Annotated in this window: 15 protein-coding genes; 1 reads left to right on the top strand and 14 read right to left on the bottom strand. The window is 33.7% G+C overall.

Annotated features, from left to right (window positions below; all coding sequences use genetic code 11):
- Nucleotides 1-22 precede the first annotated feature (22 nt).
- The 10 genes from ADIWIN_RS10020 to ADIWIN_RS10065 all read right to left on the bottom strand — a co-directional run bounded on the left by ADIWIN_RS10020 (nt 23) and on the right by ADIWIN_RS10065 (nt 16817).
- Nucleotides 23-622 (bottom strand): cytochrome c oxidase subunit 3, encoded by a 600-nt coding sequence (locus tag ADIWIN_RS10020; protein WP_020894656.1) that lies wholly within the window; start codon nt 620-622, stop codon nt 23-25.
- Nucleotides 623-1516 (bottom strand): heme o synthase, encoded by an 894-nt coding sequence (cyoE, locus tag ADIWIN_RS10025; RefSeq protein WP_040756921.1) that lies wholly within the window; start codon nt 1514-1516, stop codon nt 623-625.
- A gap of 185 nt (nt 1517-1701) precedes the next feature.
- On the bottom strand, nt 1702-3810 hold the full coding sequence (locus tag ADIWIN_RS10030) for a gliding motility outer membrane protein RemB (protein ID WP_020894658.1): 2109 nt from the start codon (nt 3808-3810) through the stop codon (nt 1702-1704).
- A gap of 121 nt (nt 3811-3931) precedes the next feature.
- Nucleotides 3932-4732, bottom strand: coding sequence for an energy transducer TonB (locus ADIWIN_RS10035; RefSeq protein WP_020894659.1), 801 nt, complete (start codon nt 4730-4732; stop codon nt 3932-3934).
- Nucleotides 4733-4851: 119 nt separating this feature from the next.
- On the bottom strand, nt 4852-5580 hold the full coding sequence (locus ADIWIN_RS10040) for an energy transducer TonB (protein ID WP_040756967.1): 729 nt from the start codon (nt 5578-5580) through the stop codon (nt 4852-4854).
- A 67-nt stretch (nt 5581-5647) separates the two neighbouring features.
- Nucleotides 5648-5998: a VanZ family protein gene (locus ADIWIN_RS10045; protein ID WP_152487246.1), complete on the bottom strand. Its 351-nt coding sequence runs from the start codon at nt 5996-5998 to the stop codon at nt 5648-5650.
- Between the two features lie 4 nt (nt 5999-6002).
- The gene (gcvH, locus tag ADIWIN_RS10050) at nt 6003-6383 is read right to left on the bottom strand and encodes a glycine cleavage system protein GcvH (RefSeq protein ID WP_020894662.1); all 381 of its coding nucleotides are present in this window, start codon (nt 6381-6383) and stop codon (nt 6003-6005) included.
- Between the two features lie 60 nt (nt 6384-6443).
- Nucleotides 6444-13805: a T9SS outer membrane translocon Sov/SprA gene (gene sov / locus ADIWIN_RS10055; RefSeq protein WP_040756925.1), complete on the bottom strand. Its 7362-nt coding sequence runs from the start codon at nt 13803-13805 to the stop codon at nt 6444-6446.
- Nucleotides 13805-14386 carry a Holliday junction branch migration protein RuvA gene (ruvA, locus tag ADIWIN_RS10060; RefSeq protein WP_020894664.1) on the bottom strand — a complete coding sequence of 194 codons (582 nt, stop codon included), beginning with the start codon at nt 14384-14386 and terminating at the stop codon, nt 13805-13807. The genes sov and ruvA overlap by 1 nt, the downstream gene beginning before the upstream one ends.
- Before the next feature lie 139 nt (nt 14387-14525).
- Entirely contained in the window at nt 14526-16817 is a 2292-nt protein-coding gene (locus ADIWIN_RS10065; RefSeq protein ID WP_020894665.1) for an NADP-dependent malic enzyme, read from the bottom strand.
- A 160-nt stretch (nt 16818-16977) separates the two neighbouring features.
- On the opposite strand from ADIWIN_RS10065, the gene ADIWIN_RS10070 reads away from it, so the two are divergent.
- Nucleotides 16978-19341 carry a DUF5686 family protein gene (locus ADIWIN_RS10070; RefSeq protein WP_020894666.1) on the top strand — a complete coding sequence of 788 codons (2364 nt, stop codon included), beginning with the start codon at nt 16978-16980 and terminating at the stop codon, nt 19339-19341.
- 387 nt (nt 19342-19728) lie between these two features.
- Here ADIWIN_RS10070 and ADIWIN_RS10075 read toward each other — a convergent pair whose 3' ends face one another.
- From ADIWIN_RS10075 to ruvB, 4 genes are all read right to left on the bottom strand, one after another.
- Entirely contained in the window at nt 19729-19968 is a 240-nt protein-coding gene (locus tag ADIWIN_RS10075; protein WP_020894667.1) for a hypothetical protein, read from the bottom strand.
- A gap of 58 nt (nt 19969-20026) precedes the next feature.
- Nucleotides 20027-20953, bottom strand: coding sequence for a tRNA epoxyqueuosine(34) reductase QueG (gene queG, locus ADIWIN_RS10080; protein ID WP_020894668.1), 927 nt, complete (start codon nt 20951-20953; stop codon nt 20027-20029).
- A 2-nt stretch (nt 20954-20955) separates the two neighbouring features.
- Nucleotides 20956-22287 (bottom strand): cytochrome P450, encoded by a 1332-nt coding sequence (locus tag ADIWIN_RS10085; RefSeq protein ID WP_020894669.1) that lies wholly within the window; start codon nt 22285-22287, stop codon nt 20956-20958.
- Nucleotides 22288-22349: 62 nt separating this feature from the next.
- Nucleotides 22350-23372: a Holliday junction branch migration DNA helicase RuvB gene (gene ruvB, locus ADIWIN_RS10090; RefSeq protein WP_020894670.1), complete on the bottom strand. Its 1023-nt coding sequence runs from the start codon at nt 23370-23372 to the stop codon at nt 22350-22352.
- Between the last annotated feature and the right edge of the window lie 79 nt (nt 23373-23451).

Genomic DNA, 23451 nt, shown 5'->3' on the forward strand with positions numbered 1-23451 from the left:
TTTTAAGATTGGACAAAAATAATCAAATTATATATCTAAAAAAATATAAAAACAAAAAGAGCACAAGCCAAAGCATATCTACGAAATGCCAAAAATTGGCAGCTAGTTCAAAACCCAACATATTGTTGGAGTTATACTTTTGTTTAAAATGATTATAAATTACAACAATCAGACATATTAGACCAGCAATGACGTGCGCTATATGCAATATTGCTATTACATAAATGTAAGACATTGTGATATTACTCGTTGGTCCTGTAAAATAGTAACCCGACATTATAATTTCACCAAAACCAGCAAACTGACTGTAAACGAATGCAATACCTAATCCTAGGGTAACAAATAACCAGACCGTTACCATTTGCATTTTATTTTGTTCTAATGCACGCTTCCCTAAAATAAAAGTTAAGCTACTTAATAAAATAAGTACTAAACTCACAAAAAAGGCATTCGGTAATTGAAAATCAATTAACCAATCTTCATTAAGTCGTTGTTTACTACTCACAATAAAAGCACTAATTAAGCCAGCAAATGACATAATTAAAGAACCAATACCAAACCATAGCATCATCTTTTTAGATCGTGCCTTCTTAACCTGCTGTGTGCCTTGTGTTAAATCCATTTATCTTAAAAATTTATCTGCAACATATATAATTTGCAATAACGTAATATAAAACACACTAGATAGCATGAGTTGTTTTGCTGCTTTTATGGAACGTTCTTTAAATAATCTAATCGCATAAACCAACATTACTAAACCAAGTATAAAAACCAGAATAGCCCCTATAATTGATAATTTTAAATCGCCTGTAAATCCTAAAACAGGAATTACAGAGACAATAACCGTCCAAACACTATACATTATAATTTGCACAGCAGTTCCTTTATCTGGGTTTCCGGTTGGTAACATATGGAACCCTCCTTTTTTATAATCTTCGTGTAAAAACCAACCTATAGACCAAAAATGTGGAAATTGCCAAAAAAACTGAATCGCGAATAAAGTTCCAGCTTCAATACCAAAACTATTACGAGCAGCAACCCAACCTAACATAAATGGAATTGCGCCAGGCAAAGCACCCACAAACACAGCCAAAGACGTTTTTGTTTTTAAAGGTGTGTAGACACTAGTATATAAAAAGATGGAAATAGCACCATACATGGCTGTTTTAGGATTAATAATATATAATGTAATTAAGCCTAAAATTGTAAATGTAGTTGCGATAATAAAAGCCGTATTTACCGACATTCTACCTGCAGGAATTGGCCTATTTTTGGTTCTATCCATTAGCGCATCTAAGTCGCGCTCAATGATTTGGTTATATGCATTAGATGCACCAACCATAAAGTAGCCACCAAAAGCCAATAAAGCAATTGTAGTAAAACTTATTGTTTCTGCTCCAAGAAAATAGCCAGCAATAGAGGAAAAAACTACGCTTAGGGACAAACCCATCTTGGTAATTTCCTTGAAATCTGTTATCACAGAAGCTGTTGATATCGAAGATTTTGTATAACTCAAACTATACGATTTTGTTTCTTTTAAAAGCGACAGCAAAGATAGTTTGAAAATTGATTCTGACCAACGTTAAACTTTAGTTTTATTAATATGTAAACTTAGTGTGTATAACGCTTAGCTAAAAGCAGTATTACTAATAGGAAATTAAAACAAGTTATATCATCGTAGAGCTTGTAGAGCATCTATTTTTATATATCATTATACCAGTTAAATAAGTCCGTACGTATCCCAATACTAAACCAAAGTGTATTAGAATCTTTTGTTGATGCTGTTACTGCATCTGGATTAAAATCTCTATAAATAACATTAGTAAATAGTTTTAAGTTGGTCGCAGGATTTAATAAATAGCCCGCTTGTATCTCGGTCATAAAGCTATTGGTTTTATTTCCTTGTCCAATTTTTATTCCGGTATCAGCATTACGATCATTATAATCCCTATAAATATCACCTCCGTAAGAAAAACTATCTTCATCGGTGTTAAAATCAAAACCACGTTGTCCAATTATAAATTTAGCATCACCAAACCAACGCTTATAATTATAACGACCAATTAATACTAATTCTCTAAAATTTGCCCCCCAAAGGTGTGCCATCGGCTGATTAAAATTTGCATAGTTGAGAACTTGAGTGTTATGCGAATACGTATATGGCCGTACACGATTATATTCTGCTTGAAGCAATAAATTATCAACCTTAAAGGCATTAAAATACTTTGCCCCTAACTGAAATCCGAATTTATTTTTCCAACTCTTTTCCCCTCCTTTAACCTCGCTTAATGAAAATTCATCTAAAATAAATTGACCGTAAAGATTCACTTTATTGTTCCATTTATATTTAGAAGACAGACCAAGGATCGCATTTCCGGCTCCTTGACCCGTTTGAAATTCAATAGCCCTAAAGAATATAATTGGATTTAAATAATTAACATCAAAACCTCTTCCGTTAGTATCTGACCAAACTACGGATTCAAACAATCCAATGTTTAAGCGTTTAGAAACATTCCAGCTTAAGTAATGATTTGCCATATATTTAGTCAAAAATGCTTTGTCTACGATAACGTCATCCCTAACATCTTTTAACCACATCCAAGTACTTGTGTATTTTATTTTCCAGAACGTAGCATTCAATTTTAAGAACGGATAAGGACTTGAAACATCACTCTGCAACAAAGAACGATAACCATCTCCTATAAAGTTTTTTCCGTGACCAAATTGAACATTTAAAAAATCGGCGGGAGTATAAGACATATAAGCCTCAGCTACTGGATAATCATAAGAATCCTCTTTAAAACGTTTTCCAATTCCTCTACCTGGAATAATTGCCGGGTCTGGACCAAAAGCTTTTAAGCTTTCTGCATATTGATTAAAATAATCTGCAAAACGACCTTGGCTCTCATACACGGAAGCTGTTAAATTAAAACGCTTTCCTAAACCGGCTTGTATATTAACACCACGTGTATTATTCCAAGTCGAATTAAAATCGGCTTCGGTATCCTTACCTACTTGTAAATCTAAAATAGGATCTATTGTAAACCAATAATTTTCACTTTGTATTTCTACTAAATGCTCATTGAATACTTTTCTACCTATCCATGTATCAGTTTCTTTTGATAAGCTTTCCTTTTCTGCTTTAATATCGTAATATCTTGCTACGTCACTATACACAAAAGGTTTAGCAGCAGTATGACTATTGGTGCCAATAGCATTCATTTCATCATCAAAACGCGCGTAATACGAATGTGTAAAAGGTACATTTAACTCACTACTGTACTCTAATTTTTCGTAATTCGTTATTGCCTTATCAACGTCATCAAATTCATTAGATAAGATAGCATTAAGGCTGTCTTTTTCTGTAAGCTTAATTTTGTCCGTAGGCTTTAAAACTTCCTCTACAGGTTGAGTTAATGGAATGGAAATACTAATGCTATATTGAACAAATGTAGGATTACCATTATAGGTTGCAGGTTGTATTTTTGGAAGTAAATTGAAAACGCGTTTGCTTTCTGTTTTTAATTCTTCATAAATAGCATCTGTATAGATCGCTTTAAACTCTCCTTCTTTATTAACTTCAAACAATATCTTAACGTCACCTACATAAGACTCATCTGATACGATTTGAGGTATTTCAAAATTTTCGTAAATAAAGGTATTTAATGCAAAGTTGAAACACGATTTCAACTGATCTACAGCAACAGAATCACATTGCTGAAAAACAGGAGACTTTTCGTAAGTTAATAAGGTTTGAGTATAACCAAAAGTGGTCGTTAACAGAATAGCAAATAGCACAATGCGCTTCATAAAGGACTTAATTTTAATGTGCGAAAGATACTTAAATTTTTTAGTAACCTATAAACCTATTGTTGTATAAAAAAACCGCTATTCTGAAAATAGCGGTTTGGGATTTTACAAACTTCTTGTTCTAATAGTTTCTAGAATCAAAAATGATAGGCAATGTATAAATTACACCTACAGGAACTTGACGTTGTAAGCCCGGTTCCATTTTAGGAATTTTAGTAAGAACTCTGTTTGCTTCTTTTTCTAAAGCAGGATGTGGCCCTCTAATTTTAATATCAGTAACATTCCCAAATTTATCAATTGTAAATTGCGTCAATATTTTTTGTCTTCCCGAAATACCATATTGCGAACCGACACCAACATCAAATTTATTTCCAATTAATTTGGTAATTTTGTCCGACATGCATTTTTTTCGGTCGTTATTATTAGTGTATTTCTCACAACCAGGATATACAGGCACCTTTTCAATTAAGGTAAATGGCACAAAGATATCGTCATCTTCAGGATCCTCAGTATCTGGAAGACTACTAGGCACAAATGGTTTAGTTTTAGGTTTTATTTTTTCTGGTGTTACAATTTTGCTCTCAGCGACGTCTTTATCATTATCAACCTCTTTATACTCATCAATTAGCTTTGAACTCTTGTCAACTACTGGTTCTGTTTTTTCAGGTTGAATAATCTCAGGCACTACAGAAGGCATAACATCAATAACCGCTAATTCATTGTCTCCTAAAGTGTCAATACTAATTACTTTTTCTTGAAACTGCATTTCAAAAAGCGCATAAGTACCCAATAGGCAAAGAATCAGCCCGATTTGAAAATAAAGGCTTGAGTTTTTTTGTAAATTTGCATCATGCTTTTGTGGCTTCTTTGCTTCAGTGGCGCTCTGACCAGCAACACCGAAGTCTTTTTTAGAATTTTTCATAATATTTGTGATTTAAATGTTAATATTATGTCAAAGTCACAATAAGCGTACCAAAACGAAAATCCCGCTCAATTAAGTTTGAACGGGATTTTTATATAAGAAATAATTCTATTTACGTCTTAGTCTTGTACTTGGAAAACAATAGGAATTGAGAATGGCATTACCACCGCTTTTCCTCTTTGTTTACCTGGTTGCATTTTAGGTAATTGACCTATAACACGTTTTGCTTCTTTCTCTAAACCTGGGTGTGGACCACGAGCAACAATACTCGTAATGTTACCAGATTTATCAACTTTAAACTGAACAAAGATTCTTTTTTTACCAGGAGGCAAACCTAAATCACCAGCTAAATCTGTATTAAACTTTTTACCAATGAATTTATTGACTTTATCGTTCATACAGTCCTTTTTGGCTGCATTTCCTTTTTCCTTTTCACAACCAGGAAAAACAGCAACATTTTCAATAACTGAGAACGGTACTTCTAAATCTTCTTCCACTTCTGCTACTTCAACTTCTTCAACTTCCACAATTTCTGTTTCCATTTCAGTTTCAGTTGACTCTATCACAGTTTCCTCTATCTCTACTTCATCTTCAACAACTTCAATAATTTCTGGAGCTGCAGGTGGTGGTGGTGGTGGTGGTGGTGGAGTTACAATTTGTTCTGTAATTGGCACTTCTTCGTCTAATTCATCATCTAAATTTAACGAGTCAGCAATAACATCAACTTTATCGTAAGTTTTATAATTGATAGCCATGTAAGTTATACCCATCATTAAGGCAAGACCTACAGCAAAAAACAGTGAACTGTTTCTACTTACATCTGATTTGTGATTCTTTTTAGGTTCCATAATATAATTTTTTAAAAACAACATCGCTAATTTAACTAAATAATAGTAAAATAAACAAGGCTTTAGGTTAATTTAATTTATATCTAATCATTTTACTTACAATTAACGTACCAAATATAGCACCAATACTATTTGCTATTAAATCATAAGTATCGTAAGTTCTATTAGGATTCACGAAGTACTGCAACAATTCTAGCATAAAGCCTAGAAAAATAGCAGCGAAACAAACGATATAAAGTAATCGGTTTTTTTTAAAATGTTTAACATAAAGTCCCCATAATAATGTTAAACCTAAGTAAGCAACAATGTGATATATCTTATCATCGAATGAAGAGCCTAAATTTGGCACACCATTCAATGTAATTAAACTCGCAATAACCAATGTCAATGAGTAAGCTATTGACACAAGTAAAAGCATTTTTTTAACCACTGATAAGTGCTTTATAATCTTCTACAGATAACAAATCATCTATTTGAGATGCATCTGAAAATTTTAATTTAATCATCCAACCGTCACCATAAGGATCCGAATTCACTTTTTCAGGCTCATCTTCTAAACCTTCATTAAATTCAATAATCTCTCCTGATAGTGGCAAGAATAAATCTGAAACTGTTTTAACAGCTTCCACGGTACCAAATACCTCTTCAACTTCTAATGTTTCATCTAAAGTATCTACTTCTACATAAACAATATCACCTAATTCGCTTTGAGCGAAATCGGTAATACCAATTGTAGCGATATCTCCTTCAATTTTGATCCATTCGTGGTCTTTAGTGTACTTTAATTCTGATGGTGTATTCATCTTTAATTTGATATATTATTTATAAAGCAAATGTAATTTTTTAATAGCTTCAATTCAAACTTAATTACCAAAATTATAACGTAATGTAATCCCTGATCTTATAGATGTTTGCGGGAATGACGTTGAAATTGCAAATTCCGAGAACGAATAATCAAAGTAGAAAATAGCAGTTAAGTTTTTACTAAACGCATAATCAGCATTGTACTTAAGTCCCCAAATGGTTTGACCCGCCGTAATTTGATTATTTTCTAAATCTAGATATCTAATAATGGTTTTGTTATCTCTTACGGTAACATCTAAACTCATATTTAAATCTGCGACAATAATTTGTTGTGGTCCCGCTAACTGTGATCTAATTCTTAAATCTTTAAAGCGATACCCTAATCCTAGTGTGTATTCTTTACCTTGAATTTCGGTCATTAAATTGTTATCAAAGCTAAGAGACAATGTTCTGTCTGTTTTAACCTCTGCTAAGACCTTAACTGAATTTTTCATTTCAAAATCTAAACGCACTAATGGACTAAACTGTTCTTCTAAGTTAATGTTACTGTATAACGTTTCATTTTTAAAATTCCCTGCTTGGTCTAATGCATCAGCATTTCCAGGTGCTATAAAGCCTAAATCTTTATCGTACTCCACATAATCTAAATTAGTCCTAAACTGATTTATAGTATAGCGTGATCTATAACCATGTTGAACTGAAAAACGCTTAAAGGTTCTTTTAAACCAAGGCAATTTCATTAAACCAGTATATTTTAATGTCCAGTTTGGAATTGGAATATCTCTAAACGCACTGGTACTTACTTTCTCTGGATCAGATCCTTGGTAAGCTGATAAAAATGCTGGTAACAATACGCGTTGGCTATTTTTACCAAACCCTTCTGGATACCCTTCCGCATCCGTTCCAAATGGTGTTGCACCATAAAAATCTCTAGCTAATCGGTTGGCAATAACTAAACGGTTCGCTCTAAAATCATTAAAAGCAGCCGATTCATTTTCATCACTCTTACTAAACGCCGTTTTAATTAATGCGGTAGAAATCATGAAATTCCCAAAGGAGTTAGTAATTAAATCTTGATAGGTATCACTAAAACCATCTAAATCATTATCTATTGTTATAAAGCTTTCTGAAATATTATTAGCATAGGTCCTGTTACCCGTTAAATCTATTTTTAAATCTCGCATTGGTTCTACATTAATAGAGTAATCGAGCGTCTTATTTTCTACCTCCGTATATTGTTCGTTAAAATCCCCAAAAGTAGTTAACCATCCATTTCTTGCTGACAACTCTCTTATGTCTCTCTGACTACCAAAAGTATATCCTAAAGTCGGTTTTAAAGTTCCTATAAAACCTGGCGTTGGCAAATAACCTGGCAAGTACGTACCATTGTTTTCAGAATAGTTAAACTGAATACGTTTAACCATAGTAACGACATCTACAAACGTATTGTATGCTTGTTTCCCTGTACTTAATTTATTAGGATCATCAGCTTTTGCATCTTTATTAGCATCATCTGGTGTTGCAGAACGTCTAGCTGCTGCCGGACTTCTGGTTCTTCCTCTACCTTTTTGATTCCCTGCTTTAACCAACCCTAAAGTTTTATACAAGGTTTCCATATTAAGGCTCGTGTTAATATTATGCGTGTTTGAGTTCTGAATTGAATTCCCTAAATTAACGGTATTGTAAAACCCAGGGTTATCAGGATCTTCAACTTCCAATCCGGTATTTAAATCCGATCCTTTTTGCCATTGAAATGCACCATTATAGGCATATGTTGTTCTTAAGAAACTTAAAACTGGAATTTTGTATAATGGTAATTCATAATTCACTTGAAGTTGTTGTGTCTGATAATTAGGATCTCCAAAATCAAAGAAACCATCCCAAACATCGAGTTCTGGATCTTGCAATCCGTTGATGCGATCATCAATAAAATAATTACGAACAATATTAGTATTGGCTGCCGTAAAGTTTAAACTTAAGGCATCAGTAAGATTATAATTTATGGTGTATTGAAAATCGAAGGTATAATTTCTTCGATACAACTCTTCGATACCAATATTACCTTCTACTAAATCAACCTCTCTAAATTTCTGCCTATTAAACTGTCTGTTAACATCAGTAGCCACGGAGAAACTAGATGGTAATAAGTTAACATTGAAATCCTTTAAGATTTTCCAATTTTTGCCTGTGAATAGAGAATCGTTCTTTTTAAAAGGTTCGTATTTTATAGGCTCGAAAGCAAAATTATAATTAGCACCTGCTCTTACTGTTTGGTCTAAGGCATTTTCGATTTCAAAATCGCGATGCTCTACCTTATTATAAGAATAATTAAGAGTTAGATTTTCTACATCATAAAAACGGTTTTTAGAATCTCCCGTTTTTTGCTTTCTTACTCCAATAAAATTAATACTTTTTCGTTTTGTGTAATCTTCAGATTGCGCTCTAATTATATCTTCTTCTTCACTAGAATTCGCTGCTTCTAATCTTGAATCTAAGGTAAGGTCATTATATAATTGATCGAATTTAGGTGTTACCATCTCCTCACTTTGAGCGTAATTAAATGGCACCTGAACTCCCCATTTTTTTGGTAATAATTGTCCTAACTGTACATTAGTAACCACATCGTATTGTGCAACATCTTCTAAACTTCTCTCGTTTGGACCTTGCTCAACACCACCAAAACCAATAGTACTTCGTCTTCCTGTAGCACTTATACTCGCAAAATCGGCAATTTTAGTATCCATACTTAAAACGGCTGCCCAACCTCCTTCATTTTCCATGTCGGACATACGTAATTCATTAAACCAAAATTCCCCACATGAATTCATGCCTGTTGAACCAGAACTCTTAACACCAACCATTAACACTCTAATATCGCCAAAATTCGGATTTCCTTTAATAGCAATACGTTGTTGTTTTTGTGTGCCAACAATATCATTATACGGAGGGTTTAAAGTTGCCAAAGGTGTTTCATTAAGCACACCATCTACCACATTATAGAATGTAGCATCATCATTACTTAAAGTCCCAGAAGAAATTCCGAGTGCTTTAATTTTTTGTAAAAATTCTAAAGGAATATTTATTTCGTTTTGCTCTGGCCAAATACGTTCTCTAACACTTCCTTCCGCATCTGATGATGGTAATAATGGCACTTCTATTTGATAGTAATTCTGAGTAAAATCATTACCCATTCTTATAAACGCGATCATTTCACCTGCCTCTAGCATAGATCCTTCTTGAGCTTCTGCGTGTGTAAACATTCGTAGTTTCTTATACTGACGCATGTCTACATTAATGTTTTTATACACTCCACGAGAATCAGTAGGTCTTAAATCACAAGCCTGAAGTACTAACGATTGTTCGTTCTGTCTTACAATTGTATTATTATTATTAAGCTCTTCTTGATCAACTCCTGGAGGTCTTTCATAGCCTGCATTATCTTGCACACCAACAACACCAACATTAAATTCTGCGTTAGGACTTTCGTTAGTGTCATCATTATCTAAATCCAAAGTATAACGTCTCCAATCACTACGCACTAAATCTAAAGTTGCAAAACGCAATACTGTATTTTGGGTAAAATCGGATACAAATAAACGTGCAAATCTTATAGAACGAATATCCGAAATTCCACCAACAGCTTCACGAATGTCACTTTCCGCAATAGGAATTCTAAATTGATACCATTTTACATCATTCCTAACGTCACCATTAGGTAAAGTCACCTGAACATTTTCCTTAACATCATTGATATAAGGATTGTCCATATTTAAACTTGAAGGAGTAATATTTACCTCATACTGAAAATAGCTATCAATAGTATTCATGGTATTATCCCTATTGATATCCTCTACATCTGGTTGTGTTGTAGATCCTCTATTGGTATCTGTAAAGGTTTCTGGTGTGTTACCTTCAGTACCGTTATATTTTTTATAACGATTAAAAATATCACCATCTCTATTCAAATAATACTGGTAATTATCATTTGATGGATCCTCTCCAAACTGTGCTCCAAATTCAGATAACTCTTCTGCATCATTAAAGCCATCAAAACCTACATCCTGATTAGTACGTTCTGCACCTGTAGTCCCAAACGTATAAATAAGTGATTGGTTTTGTGGTACAACACCACCAAAATCAGTTCGTGTTAAAGTTGATACATCACCATTTTCTGGTAAGCCGTTTTCAAATTGTTTTTTACCATCCTTCAAAATATCTTCTGAAATGTTACCTAGGTTAACATATAATTTACCTCCTGTATTTGATGGGTTATCTAAAAATGGATCTTGAACCCAAAACTCTATATATTCAACATTGGCTTGTTCAAAATCAGTAGAGGTGATTTGTCTTGTAATACCAGCCCAACTTCTTGTAGGGTCTAATGCATTATCATTAGCCGCAGAGGGATCAAAATTATATGGACCACGCTCTGTAGGATAGTATGCTAGATCTAAAGTGTTTATGACTGACGTTTGTCCTTGAACAATATCTTGATTAAAAATTTCTTCAATAAAAATACGACGTGTGTACAAATCTGAAACGTCATTATCTGTGATTCCATCAGGACGTTGGTTACTATAAAAAATAGGATCGATAGTGTACCAATTTAAAAGTGCTCTACCATAACCATTTTCAATACCGTTGGCATCACTACCAGGAATTGTATTTGGTAAATCTACTGGCCTACTAGATAAAGTCCATGACAACGGACTTAATAAATTAATAGAACCTTGTGTGCCTTCAAAATCATCAATATAAGCTGTCGCTTCACCATTAAAATCAGCACCACTTGAAGCTCCAGGCAATAAGTAAGCAAACTCTCCTCTTACAGAAAGATTTGAAGGTACATCAGTATCAATGTTTGGTAATTTATTAACTAACCTTGTTAAGAATGGCACTTCAGTTGAGTAATTCCCATTAAAACCAAAAATTGTATTATTAATAGGCTCAGAGTTATAGTTGGCCTTTTGCGTAATTGGGCGTTCATTAAGGTTTAATAATGTAGTCCCTAAAACAAAATTATCATTGAATTGATGTTCTACATTAATCCCTGTAAATCGTTTTGTTTGCTGACCGAAAACGGCGTTATTTTCTACAGAAACATTAATTGGAGTATTAGAGGCTTTTAAAGCTTCATCTAAAATTTCTACACGTCCTAACGCATAGTTAACCGTGTAATCTACCCCTTCTACAAGTGTACGCCCACCTGCCGTTACTGTTACGGAACCTCTTGGTACGTTAAAAGCATTTAACGGAATTCCACTATCTCCACCACTACTTTTATAACGTCCTTTTATTTGAAATTTATTCTTCTCCGCCTCATCTAAAGCTGCTGTTTTGGTAGATTTATAAAGAATATCGTAAACGTATTTCTTTTGATTCTCATTATAACCACTTTGGGTATCTGCTATATCTTCATAATCCAAATCGTTATTATTTGGATTACCATCATCATCTAAAACATCGAATAAATAACGACCAAAAGGCTGTGCTTTGGTAAAGATGATTTTACCGTTTTGCGACAATACCGTAACTCCTTCTACATAATCAAAGAAACCATCCCCTTGCTCTTGCGGATCACCATTGTAATTCAATTTATCTAAATGGAAAAGTCGAATTAATGGTGTTTCACTTATTTCAGTATCATCACTGGTATTAACGGTGTTATTATCAAAGGTTGGAAATGGGACCTCCACTCCACCAACTACAACTGGTGTTATATAGTTTAATGCAGAGGACTCTGTATAAAAGATATTTAATGTAAAATCTTCTTGATCTAATTGATAAGAACCCGTATCATAAATATTCTTCATCATTAAATCCCAAATAGGTTGGTCTACTGAAGTGACCGCACTCTTTAACATTTTTAGAACTAAACTTTGATTATTTACAACCTGCGTACCAGAGGTATCATCTACTGTAGTTGCATCGACACCATCATTGGCAAATTCACCTACTTGAAATACTTCACCTCCAATAGTATATTGAAACGCAACAGCTAAAACTTCATCATTTAGTAGACGTTGGTTTAAAGAAATATATCCTAATTTTTCATTTAAAACATATTCCTGTCCTTCAACTAACTTTCGCGCAGATTCTAATTTTCCATAATCGAAACCTTCGTTTGCACTAACAGAAATACCAGCTTCTACATTAGTGATATCTCTTACATTTTGATTCAATATAGATGTCGTTCCAATTGCTGTTGGATCTAAATCATTATTTTTATTGTTTGGAAATGAATTTGCTGGGACGTTAAAAAATGTTGCAGCTGGAAAACCTGGAATTGGGTTGCCCAAGTTATCAAAAGGTAAGCCTGTTTTATCTGGTGAATTGTTTGATTCTCCTAAATCCTGAAACGCCACAATATTTCTTACATTCTCGGTTTGGTTATTTCTATTCGTCACCCAAACCTCTACTCTTGTAATTTGAAGTCCTTGGTTATCTATAAAAGGATATTGCAATAACGATTTATCATATGTTTCACTAAAATGCTGCGCTAAAAAGAAGTGTCTATTTTCATCGTAGTCTTGTGCGAAAAATTCGAATTCTTCAACAGTTCCGCCTCCTTCAGCTACTACTGATTTTGATTGCGACTGCTGCTCTGAAAAGACTGCTGTAACTCTAGTTTTACCAAATTGCAATTCGGTTTTAACACCAAAAAGACTTTGCGCTCCTGTAATTAATGAACTATTGAGAGGCATACTAACGTTACCTACTTCAATTTTACGGATAATATCGTCTTCGGTTGGAGTGTATTCTAGTTTTACAACTTGTTGAAAATCGAAGGTGGCTTCAGTATCATAATTAGCCGTTACTTGAAGGCGCGTTCCTACTTTACCCAATAAACTTAGACTAATTCTCTGATCAAAATCGAAGGTGAAATTTGTTCTGTTTCTTGGGGAAAAGGAAGGATTATCTTGTTTTGAGAATAATATTCCCAAATCGACCTCCACAGAACCTTGTGGTATAACATTTATGGTATTGCCACCAAATATGGTTTCAAATAAACCAGAATTCACATAAAATTCGGGCAATAAATTTTTCTGATCTTCTTCTGAACCTTCTTTTTGTCCAGCTTTAGCATCAGCCATTTTCTTATAATAGTCTTTTAATTTCTCTTCTAATACCAGTTTCTGGAATTCCTCTGGTGTTAGTATTAAAGGATAATTAATATTGAAATTTCCAATTTTTTTAGAATAAACATACCGGTCTAAAATAGGATCATAAGTGTATTTTGAAACAATACTATTTGGATTTGGCATATTTAATTTTCCAAATGCAAACGTCGTCTTTGTAGAGTCTTGTTCTGTTTCTGTTTCTTGAGCTACAAGGGAATTACCAATTAGCATTGTAAAAGCTAATATGCATAAATATCTATAGGAGAAGCGCTGCTTATGTAGAGTTCTATTCAATTGCATTATAAGTTTTTTAGAGCTTCTTTTATAATTTGCTCCACTTGGGCATCTGGTTGGGCTAGTAAAATTTTATCGACAATTTTTTCGGATTGCTTTTTATTAAATCCTAAAACATCTAATGCTGATAACGCTTCATCTTTGTGTGTATTGTTTGGTATCGAAGAAAGTTCGTCTATACCATAGACTTTTAACACTTTATCCTTTAAATCAATAATAACACGTTGTGCTGTTTTTACCCCAATGCCTTTTACGCTCTGAATCAAAGCCACATCCCCACCTGCAATACCTTCTTTTACTTGATCTGGTGACAACGAAGACAACATGGTACGCGCTGTATTGGTACCAATACCACTAACAGAAATTAATAATTTGAAAATTTCGCGTTCAACATTAGACGAAAACCCATATAAACTATGAGAGTCCTCACGAACTTGAAGATACGTGTAAAGTCTTAAATGTTCTTTATCTGGAATTTGAGAATACGTATGTAATGATATATTAATAAAATAGCCGACACCATTGCAATCTATAACAACGTCTGTCGGATTTTTTTCTACAAGTTTACCCTCTATATGTGTAATCATTTATAACGAAATGTTGAAAAACCAAATGTAATAAAATTATTTTCATTAGAACGCTTAGAATCCTAGTATGAAAGTTAGATGCAATTCCATCTTGTTTTCAAGAGTTTAGTCACATTTGAATCTATGTTTTAAAAAAAACTTATGCCAATTTAGGCATCCTCTTTTCTCGCTCTTGTGCATCAATAACTGCAATTGCAGTCATATTTACAATTTCATCTACACTTGCACCTAATTGTAAAATATGAACAGGTTTGCGCATTCCCATCATAATTGGCCCAATAGATTCTGCGTTATTAAGTTCCTTTAATAATTTATAAGTAATATTTGCTGAATCTAAATTTGGAAAAATTAGAGTATTTACTTTTCGACCTGCTAATTTTGAAAACGGAAAAATATCTTGAAGCATTTTCTGATTAAGTGCAAAATCCGTTTGCAATTCACCATCAACTATCATTTCTGGATGCGCTTTATGTAAATAAGCTACGGCTTCTCTTACTTTTTCTGCTCTTGGATTTTCTGAAGACCCAAAGTTAGAATACGAAATCATAGCGGTTACGGGCTCTATTCCAAACATTTTTGAAACTCGAGATGTCATGCGCGCAATTTTAGCTAAGTCTTTAGCTGAAGGATCAATATTTATAGAGGTGTCGCTTAAAAACATTGGACCGCGTTGGGTCATCATTACGTTAGTCGTTGCTACCCTTGTAACTCCGTCTGCCATCCCTATTAACTCTAACATAGGTCTAACAACTGATGGATAATTACGAGAATACCCTGTAATTAATGCATCTGCATCACCAACATTGACCATCATAGCTGCAAAATAATTACGCTCTCGCATAACTTTTTCCGCAGAATAAATTGTAACTCCTTGACGTTTTCGCTTTTCCCAATAGGCTTTTGCATATCGATTTTTACGTTTGGTCTCTTTATCTGATTTTGGATCTATTATGGCAACATCATCAGCAATAAATTCAATCTCTGCCATCAATTCTAAAATGACTTTTTTTCTACCTAAAAGGATTGGATGTGCAATGCCTTCGTCATATGCAATTTGAGCTGCTTTTAAAACATCTAACTGATCTGCTTCTGCAAAAACAACACGTTTTGGGTTCGTTTTTGCTCTACCCATCAACATACGAACTAATTTATTATCTGAACCTAAACGTTCTAATAATGAATTTTTATAACGATCCCAATCTTCAATAGGCTCTTTAGCAACTCCACTTTCCATTGCTGCTTTAGCTACTGCTGGTGGCACTACTGCGATTAATCTTGGATCAAATGGTTTTGGAATGATATAATCTTTACCAAACGTTAATTTAGTTTCTGCATAAGCGATATTCACCTGTTCTGGAACAGATTCTTTTGCCAAATCTGACAACGCTTTAACAGCTGCCATTTTCATAGCTTCGTTAATCTTTGTTGCTCTAACATCTAAAGCGCCTCTAAAAATAAAAGGAAATCCTAAAACATTATTCACTTGGTTAGGATGGTCACTACGACCAGTTGCCATAATAATATCGTCTCTAGTATCTACGGCTAATTGGTACTGTATTTCAGGATTCGGATTTGCCATCGCAAACACAATAGGATTTGCAGCCATTGACAACAACATATTTGGTGTTACAATATCTGGCTGAGACAGACCAACAAACACATCTGCATTTAGCATCGCCTCATCTAAAGTATCTATTTTACGATGGGTTGCAAATTCAGCTTTTTCAGAAGTTAAACTTGTTCTATCATCTCTGATAACGCCTTTACTATCTAACATTACAATGTTTTCACGCTTTGCTCCAAATGCTTGGTATAAACGTGTGCAAGAAATAGCAGCTGCTCCTGCTCCACTAACTACAATTTTAACTTCATCTATTTTCTTTTCAGCAATTTCTAAGGCATTTAATAATGCTGCAGCAGAAATAATAGCTGTACCATGCTGATCATCGTGCATGACAGGTATATCTAGTTCTTCCTTTAAACGGCGTTCAATTTCAAACGCTTCAGGAGCTTTAATATCTTCTAAGTTAATACCTCCAAATGTTGGTGCTATATTTTTTACAGTAGCAATAAAAGCTTCAATATCCTCGGTATCAACCTCGATATCAAACACATCTATATCTGCAAATATTTTAAAAAGCAATCCTTTACCTTCCATTACTGGCTTAGAAGCTTCTGGTCCAATATTTCCCAAACCTAAAACTGCGGTTCCATTAGAAATTACGGCAACTAGATTACCCTTCGCTGTATATTTATAGACATTTTCTACATCTTTAGCAATCTCTAAACAGGGCTCAGCGACACCAGGCGAATAGGCTAACGACAAATCTCGCTGTGTTGCATATTTTTTAGTTGGTACAACTTTAATTTTACCAGGAGTTGGTTTGGCGTGGTACACTAAGGCTTCTAAACGTTTGCTTTGTTTGCTCATAATTTAAATCGATTGCTATTAAAAAATAACGTATTTACTATAAGCTGCAAATATAACAAAATGAATGCTTGTCTTAGATTTCTATATTTTAAAAAATAAAGACTACTGCTTAATAGTTTCGTAGATATTTTATTACATTGTTGAACCTAAATGTTGTAAAATGAAAAAAGCATTAGCATTACTTTTTATTTTTTTAAGCTTTAGTAGCTATAGTCAATCCTTAAAAAAACTCAAACTTATAGATGAATTTAGCAATGAAGTCATTCCATTTGCTAATATTCTATTCAATGATACAGCTTATAAAGGCACTACAACTGATATTGATGGCGTCTTTTTTGTTAACTCTGATATTAAAAAAATTACCATAAGTTATGTTGGCTATGAAACGAAAATCTTAGAGGTCGCCAACATAGACAGTAAAACGATAACACTTAAACAAGTTATAAGTGAATTAGATGAAGTTGTTATTGATAGAGAAAACCCTGCGCATCGCATTATTAGATTAGCTATTACCAATAAAGAACGTAATAATCCTGAAAACCTAAATTCTTTCACCTATAAAACTTATGACAAAGTTTTTGTGGATATTAATGAAGACCAATCCTTAAATGATTCACTTTCTGATGTTAGTTCGATTTTTAAAGATTCTTATTTTTTTATCACGGAAACCATTGCTAAGCATAAATATTTAAAACCAAGATTTACTGAAGATAGTGTTATTGCAACAAGAACATCTGGTTTTAAAAACCCAAATTTTGCCGTCTTAGCTAATAGTTTTCAACCCTTTTCTTTTTACGACGACCACATTTCTCTTTTTGAGACGAACCATCTCAATCCTATTTCTAAAGGTAGTACCAATAAATATAAATTTAGATTGAAGGATGAATATGTAAAAGGGCAAGACACTGTCTTTGTCATTTCTTTTGAACCTAAAGCGAATCGAAATTTTGAAGGTTTGGAAGGTTTAATTTACATCAATTCTAACCAATATGCTGTTGAGAGTGTTGATGCATCAACTTATAATTCTGGAAAAATAGATTTTACCATTCAGCAGAAATATAAATTTATAGACAACGAGCATTGGTTTCCAGAACAGTTAAATTTCGTTATTATTCTAGGTGAAGGCTTTGGCAGTTTTAAGTATGTCGGTAAAAGTTATTTATCTGAAATTAACCTAAAGACTCCACTAAAAAAGAAAGACTTCCCATTAGTTTCGCTCACCTTACCTGATGACGTTGAAGGTAGACATTCTCAATATTGGGATCAGTACAGAAAGGATACTTTAGATGTAAAAGAACTGCGCACTTATGTGTTAATGGATAGTATTGGAGAGGAATTGAAATTAGACACGTTTATAAAGTGGGCTCCTAGTTTGGCTAAATGGAGAATTCCATTAAAATATGTTGATCTAGACCTAAAACATCTAATTCGATACAATAAATACGAAGGCACAAGATTAGGACTTGGATTATATACAAATGATGATATTTTTAAACACGTGTCTATTGGTGGCTATGGTGCCTATGGGTTTAAAGACCATACCTGGAAATATGGAGGAGAGGTTTTAGTCGATGTTCCTGGAGAAAAAGATATTTCAGTAAGCGTAAAATACAAGAATGATTTACGAGAAACAGGAACCTATTCTGGAAATACTACTGATAATCCGTTTGTGCAACGCAACTGGATTGCAAGTCGAATGGATGCTATAGAATCCTTTAGTATTCATACAGAGATGAAACTTTGGAGGAATATGAATTGGAATTTAGGTTTTAACACTGCTGATGTGACTCCGCTTTACGATTATCAATTTATGAATAATGGATTACCAATGACAAATTACACCAATTCTGAAATCAATGTCGGTATTGGCTATCATGTTAATGAACAACTAGTAAGAACCTTCGGAATAACAACAAGACTACCTAGCGATGCACCCGTTTTTAAGCTTATGTATTCGAGAGGATTAAAAGGCCCTTTTGATAGTGATTTCAGTTATAATAAATTACGATTTACATTAGATCATAGCTTTATAACTAAAGGACTTGGAAAAACAACATATCGCTTAGACTTGGGTTATATAGATAGTGCGCTACCTTATGGATTACTATTTACAGGCGAAGGTACTTTAGATAAGAAAATTCCTTTCGTGGTGAAGAATTATTTTCAAACGGTAACACCTTATGAGTTTTTATCTGATCGCTATGCTAATTTGTTCATAACACATAACTTCGGACGGCTATTTAATAACAAAGGCCAATTTCAACCGGATGTTCTGCTCTATAATAATTTCGGAATAGGCAGTTTAGAAAATGCGTCATATCATCAGAATATCGAATTTAAAACCAAAGAGGAGTTATTTTTAGAAACAGGACTAGAACTTCAGAATATTATTAAAATTCCGTATTTAAATATTGGTTACTTGGGTATTGGTATTGGAGCTTTCTATCGTTATGGGTATCACAATCTTGACAAATCGAGTGATAATTTTGCCTTTAAATACTCTATGGGCTTTACGTTTAAGTAATACTATTTAATCTTTTAAAAACTAAGTCCATTTCAAATCTGATTTTTATAATATCTATAATGTAAAATTCAATCTAGTATAGTTATTGCTTCAATAGATCGCTCAGTCGCTCTGGATTCATTTTATTATTAAAAAAAGTAATTAAGTAAATGTTGTTTTTATCTTCCTTGTAAAATAAGGAGACGTTTTTGTGAAGAACAATTTTTCTAATTCCTAATGCTTTATTGACAATAGAGAATACAATTTGCCTTTTTTGAATTTTGAACAAAACATCGTTAGTCAATTCCTTAAAAGCTATTAACTACTTTTTTGTCCATTGTATTTTAAGGTATTCTAAAATCTCTTTATAAGTAACAATTGCAAGTTTGGACCAAATTATTTCCATGATTAAATATCATAAGCAGCCTTAATTTCTTCCATTACTTGGTTATGAGTCTTTGTATTTCCTGTTTCAATATCTTTAAGTCCAGCTTCAATTAGCAGTTTTTCCGTATCTGAAATACCCTCATTCCAATCCGAAGTATTAGATAAATTTGATTTAATCTCTTTTAATTTAGAAATAATGGTTTCGTCATTTAAACCAACCAACCATTCCATTAACTTATATTTTTCTAATTGAATATCCATAGTATATTATGTTCTTATACAAATATAACGAAATTAATGATTTGATATTTTGGGTATATTAATCCTTCAAAAATTTAATATTCCGCTCTAATCCAGAAAACTTAGTCCGTTTTACAGCCGATTTCTGAAACACTTTTTTAAAGGTATCTTCTGTAATTTCTTCCCAATCCTTTTTGGTCATATCCAATAATTCAGGATGTGGATTAAATAAAGGTTCGTTGTGTGGCTTACTAAATTTATTCCAAGGACAAACATCTTGGCAGACATCGCAACCAAACATCCAATCGTCAAATTTGCCTTTAAATTCTGAGGGTAGATTTTCTTTAAGTTCTATGGTGAAGTACGATATACATTTACTGCCATCAACCACATAAGGTTCTGTAATGGCTTCGGTTGGGCAGGCATCTATACAGGCCGTACACGTACCACAATGATCAGTTGTGGCGTGGTCATATTCTAACTCTAAATCAATTATTAATTCAGCAATAAAATAAAACGAGCCTACTTGTTGCGTTAATAAGTTTGAATGTTTCCCAATCCAACCTAATCCTGATTTTGCAGCCCAAGCTTTATCTAAAACGGGTGCCGAATCTACAAAGGCACGTCCACCCACTTCTCCTATTTCATCTTGAATAAAATACAACAGTGATTTTAGCTTGTGCTTTATAACGTGATGATAGTCGTTACCATAGGCGTATTTGGATAGCTTATAAGAATCATCCGTTTGAGTTTCTGAAGGATAATAATTCAACAATAAAGAAATTACACTTTTTGAACCTTCAACAAGCAATGTTGGATCTAAACGCTTATCGAAATGGTTTTCCATATAATGCATTTCACCATTCATGTTCTTCTTTAGCCAAGCTTCAAGTCGAGGAGCTTCGGTTTCTAAGAATTCTGCTTTACTTATACCACAAGACAAAAAACCGAGGCGTTTGGCTTCGGCTTTAATCATCTCACTGTATTTAGCTTTATGGTTTAACACTACTATCGTTTTTCAAACTTTAAAAAAGCATTTTTAGGCTTTAGCGTAATTAATGGTGTGATATCAATAGCGTCAAAATCTGGAGTTATTTTAAAACTAGAAACCAATTCTGAAACGGCAATAATCATTTCAAACATCGCGAAGTTATTTCCGATACATTTTCTCGGACCAGCTCCAAAAGGAAAATAGTGTGATGAAAATTTACGTCCACCTTCATTAAAACGTTCGGGTAAAAACGCATCAGGTTGTTCCCATAATTTAGGATGACGATGCATTTCATAAACCGAAAATAAGAGATTGCATCCAGCTTCTATGTGCAAACCATTAAAGGTATCTGCTTCTTTATTCACGCGATCAATAAAATAAACTGGTGGATATAATCGCATACCTTCTTCTATAACTTGCTGACAAATTTTAGATTGGGTCACCAAACCCATTAAATCATCACTTTCAGCAAGAATTATATTTCGCTCGTTTAAGATTTTTTCTTGCCATTCTGGATGCAACGCTAAAAGTTGTGTTATAAATGTGAGTGCATTAGAAGTCGTTTCATGACCTGCAGTAAACAAAATTAAGATTTCATCAATGAGTTGCTCTTCTTCCATTGGGTTGCCATCATCATATCTGGCATCTAACAACATGTCTAATAAATCATTCTCCGTTACTCCTGATGTTCTCCGTTCGTTGACAATACGTTTTAATATTTGTCTAGCTTCACCTGTTAAATCAACATGCTTTTTAATTTCGCCACTAACATTAAACCACCAGCCCAAATACGGTTGACGTAACTCTTTTACCAACATTTTTTGTGCAGCTTCTGTAATATATTGAAGCCTTTTAATGTCTTCTTGGTTGGCCGCACTACTAAACAAAGATTTTACTACAGCTTGAAAAGCCAAATCATTTAAGATGGGAAATATATCAATCACCTTATTCGGTGTAATTTTGCTATACTCCGAAAGAATGGCATTTTTGATACTGCCTAAAAGGTTTGCTAATTGCTTTTTATGAAAAGCGGGCTGAATGAGTTTGCGTTGTTTTTTCCAGTGGTCTCCTTCTGCGGTTAATAACCCAGTACCAACATATTTTACTAAATCTTCGGTTTGGATTTTAGATTTGGTATAGTTTTTCTGATTCTTTTGAAGTACATATTCTGCAAAGGCAGCATCTCTAACAAAAACCACACTGTTTTTAAATCCGATCTTTAATCTGAAAACATCGCCTTGCGCTTCAAAATTTTGATGATGAAATGGTAGCGGGTTTTTTAAAATCTCTAAAGAATGTTTAAAGAATCGACTTAAAGGAACTGTAGGTATGTTGCTTTCTGATTTCAATATATAACTAATGGTATTTAAATTAAGTTAAAACAGGTAGCACATTCAAAATCTATACGCTTTTAAAATAGACCTCCTTGTGTTGGACCTTTTACCTTGCCCAAATGTTTATAAGCTTGTTCTGTAACTTCACGTCCACGTGGTGTTCGCATTATAAAACCTTGTTGAATTAAAAAAGGTTCATAGACTTCTTCTATGGTTTCGGTACTTTCACTCACAGCTGTAGCTATGGTGCTAATACCAACTGGTCCGCCTTTAAATTTTTCTATGATAGTGGTTAATATCTTATTATCCATTTCATCCAATCCATAGGCATCTACATTTAATGCTTTTAATGCGAATTTGGCAATTGCGATATCGATTTTACCATTCCCTTTTATTTGCGCGAAATCTCTAACACGTCTCAATAAAGCATTGGCAATACGAGGTGTACCTCTACTTCTACCAGCTATTTCAATAGCAGCTTCCATAGAAATTGGCATGTTTAATATTGTAGCACTACGCTGAACAATTGTGGTTAGTAATTCGGTATTATAATATTGTAAACGACTTTGAATTCCGAACCTAGCACGCATAGGTGCTGTAAGTAATCCTGAACGTGTCGTTGCACCGATTAACGTAAATGGATTTAAACTTAATTGAACAGTTCTGGCATTTGGGCCAGACTCAATCATAATATCAATTTTGTAATCTTCCATTGCAGAATATAAATACTCTTCTACAATTGGACTTAATCGATGGATTTCATCAATAAAAAGCACATCGCGTTCATCGAGGTTCGTTAACAAACCTGCTAAGTCACCTGGTTTATCTAAAACAGGACCTGAAGTAACTTTAATACCAACATCTAACTCATTGGCCAAAATGTGAGCTAAGGTTGTTTTTCCAAGACCTGGAGGTCCATGAAACAAGGTGTGATCTAAAGCTTCTTCTCTAAGGTTTGCTGCTTGAACAAAAACTAGTAAATTTTCGAGCACCTGATCCTGACCTGTAAAGTCCTCAAACGTTAAGGGTCTTAATTTCTTTTCGACATCTAGTTCTTCTGGACTGAAATTATCGCTGTTTGGATTTAGGTTTTCGTTCATAGTACTTCCCGTGAAAACGAGAATCTTATTAAGTTACACTGAGCTTAGAAATATAGGTTCTTCGCTTCGCTCTGAATGA

Source organism: Winogradskyella psychrotolerans RS-3 (assembly GCF_000427335.1).
Lineage (GTDB): Bacteria > Bacteroidota > Bacteroidia > Flavobacteriales > Flavobacteriaceae > Winogradskyella > Winogradskyella psychrotolerans.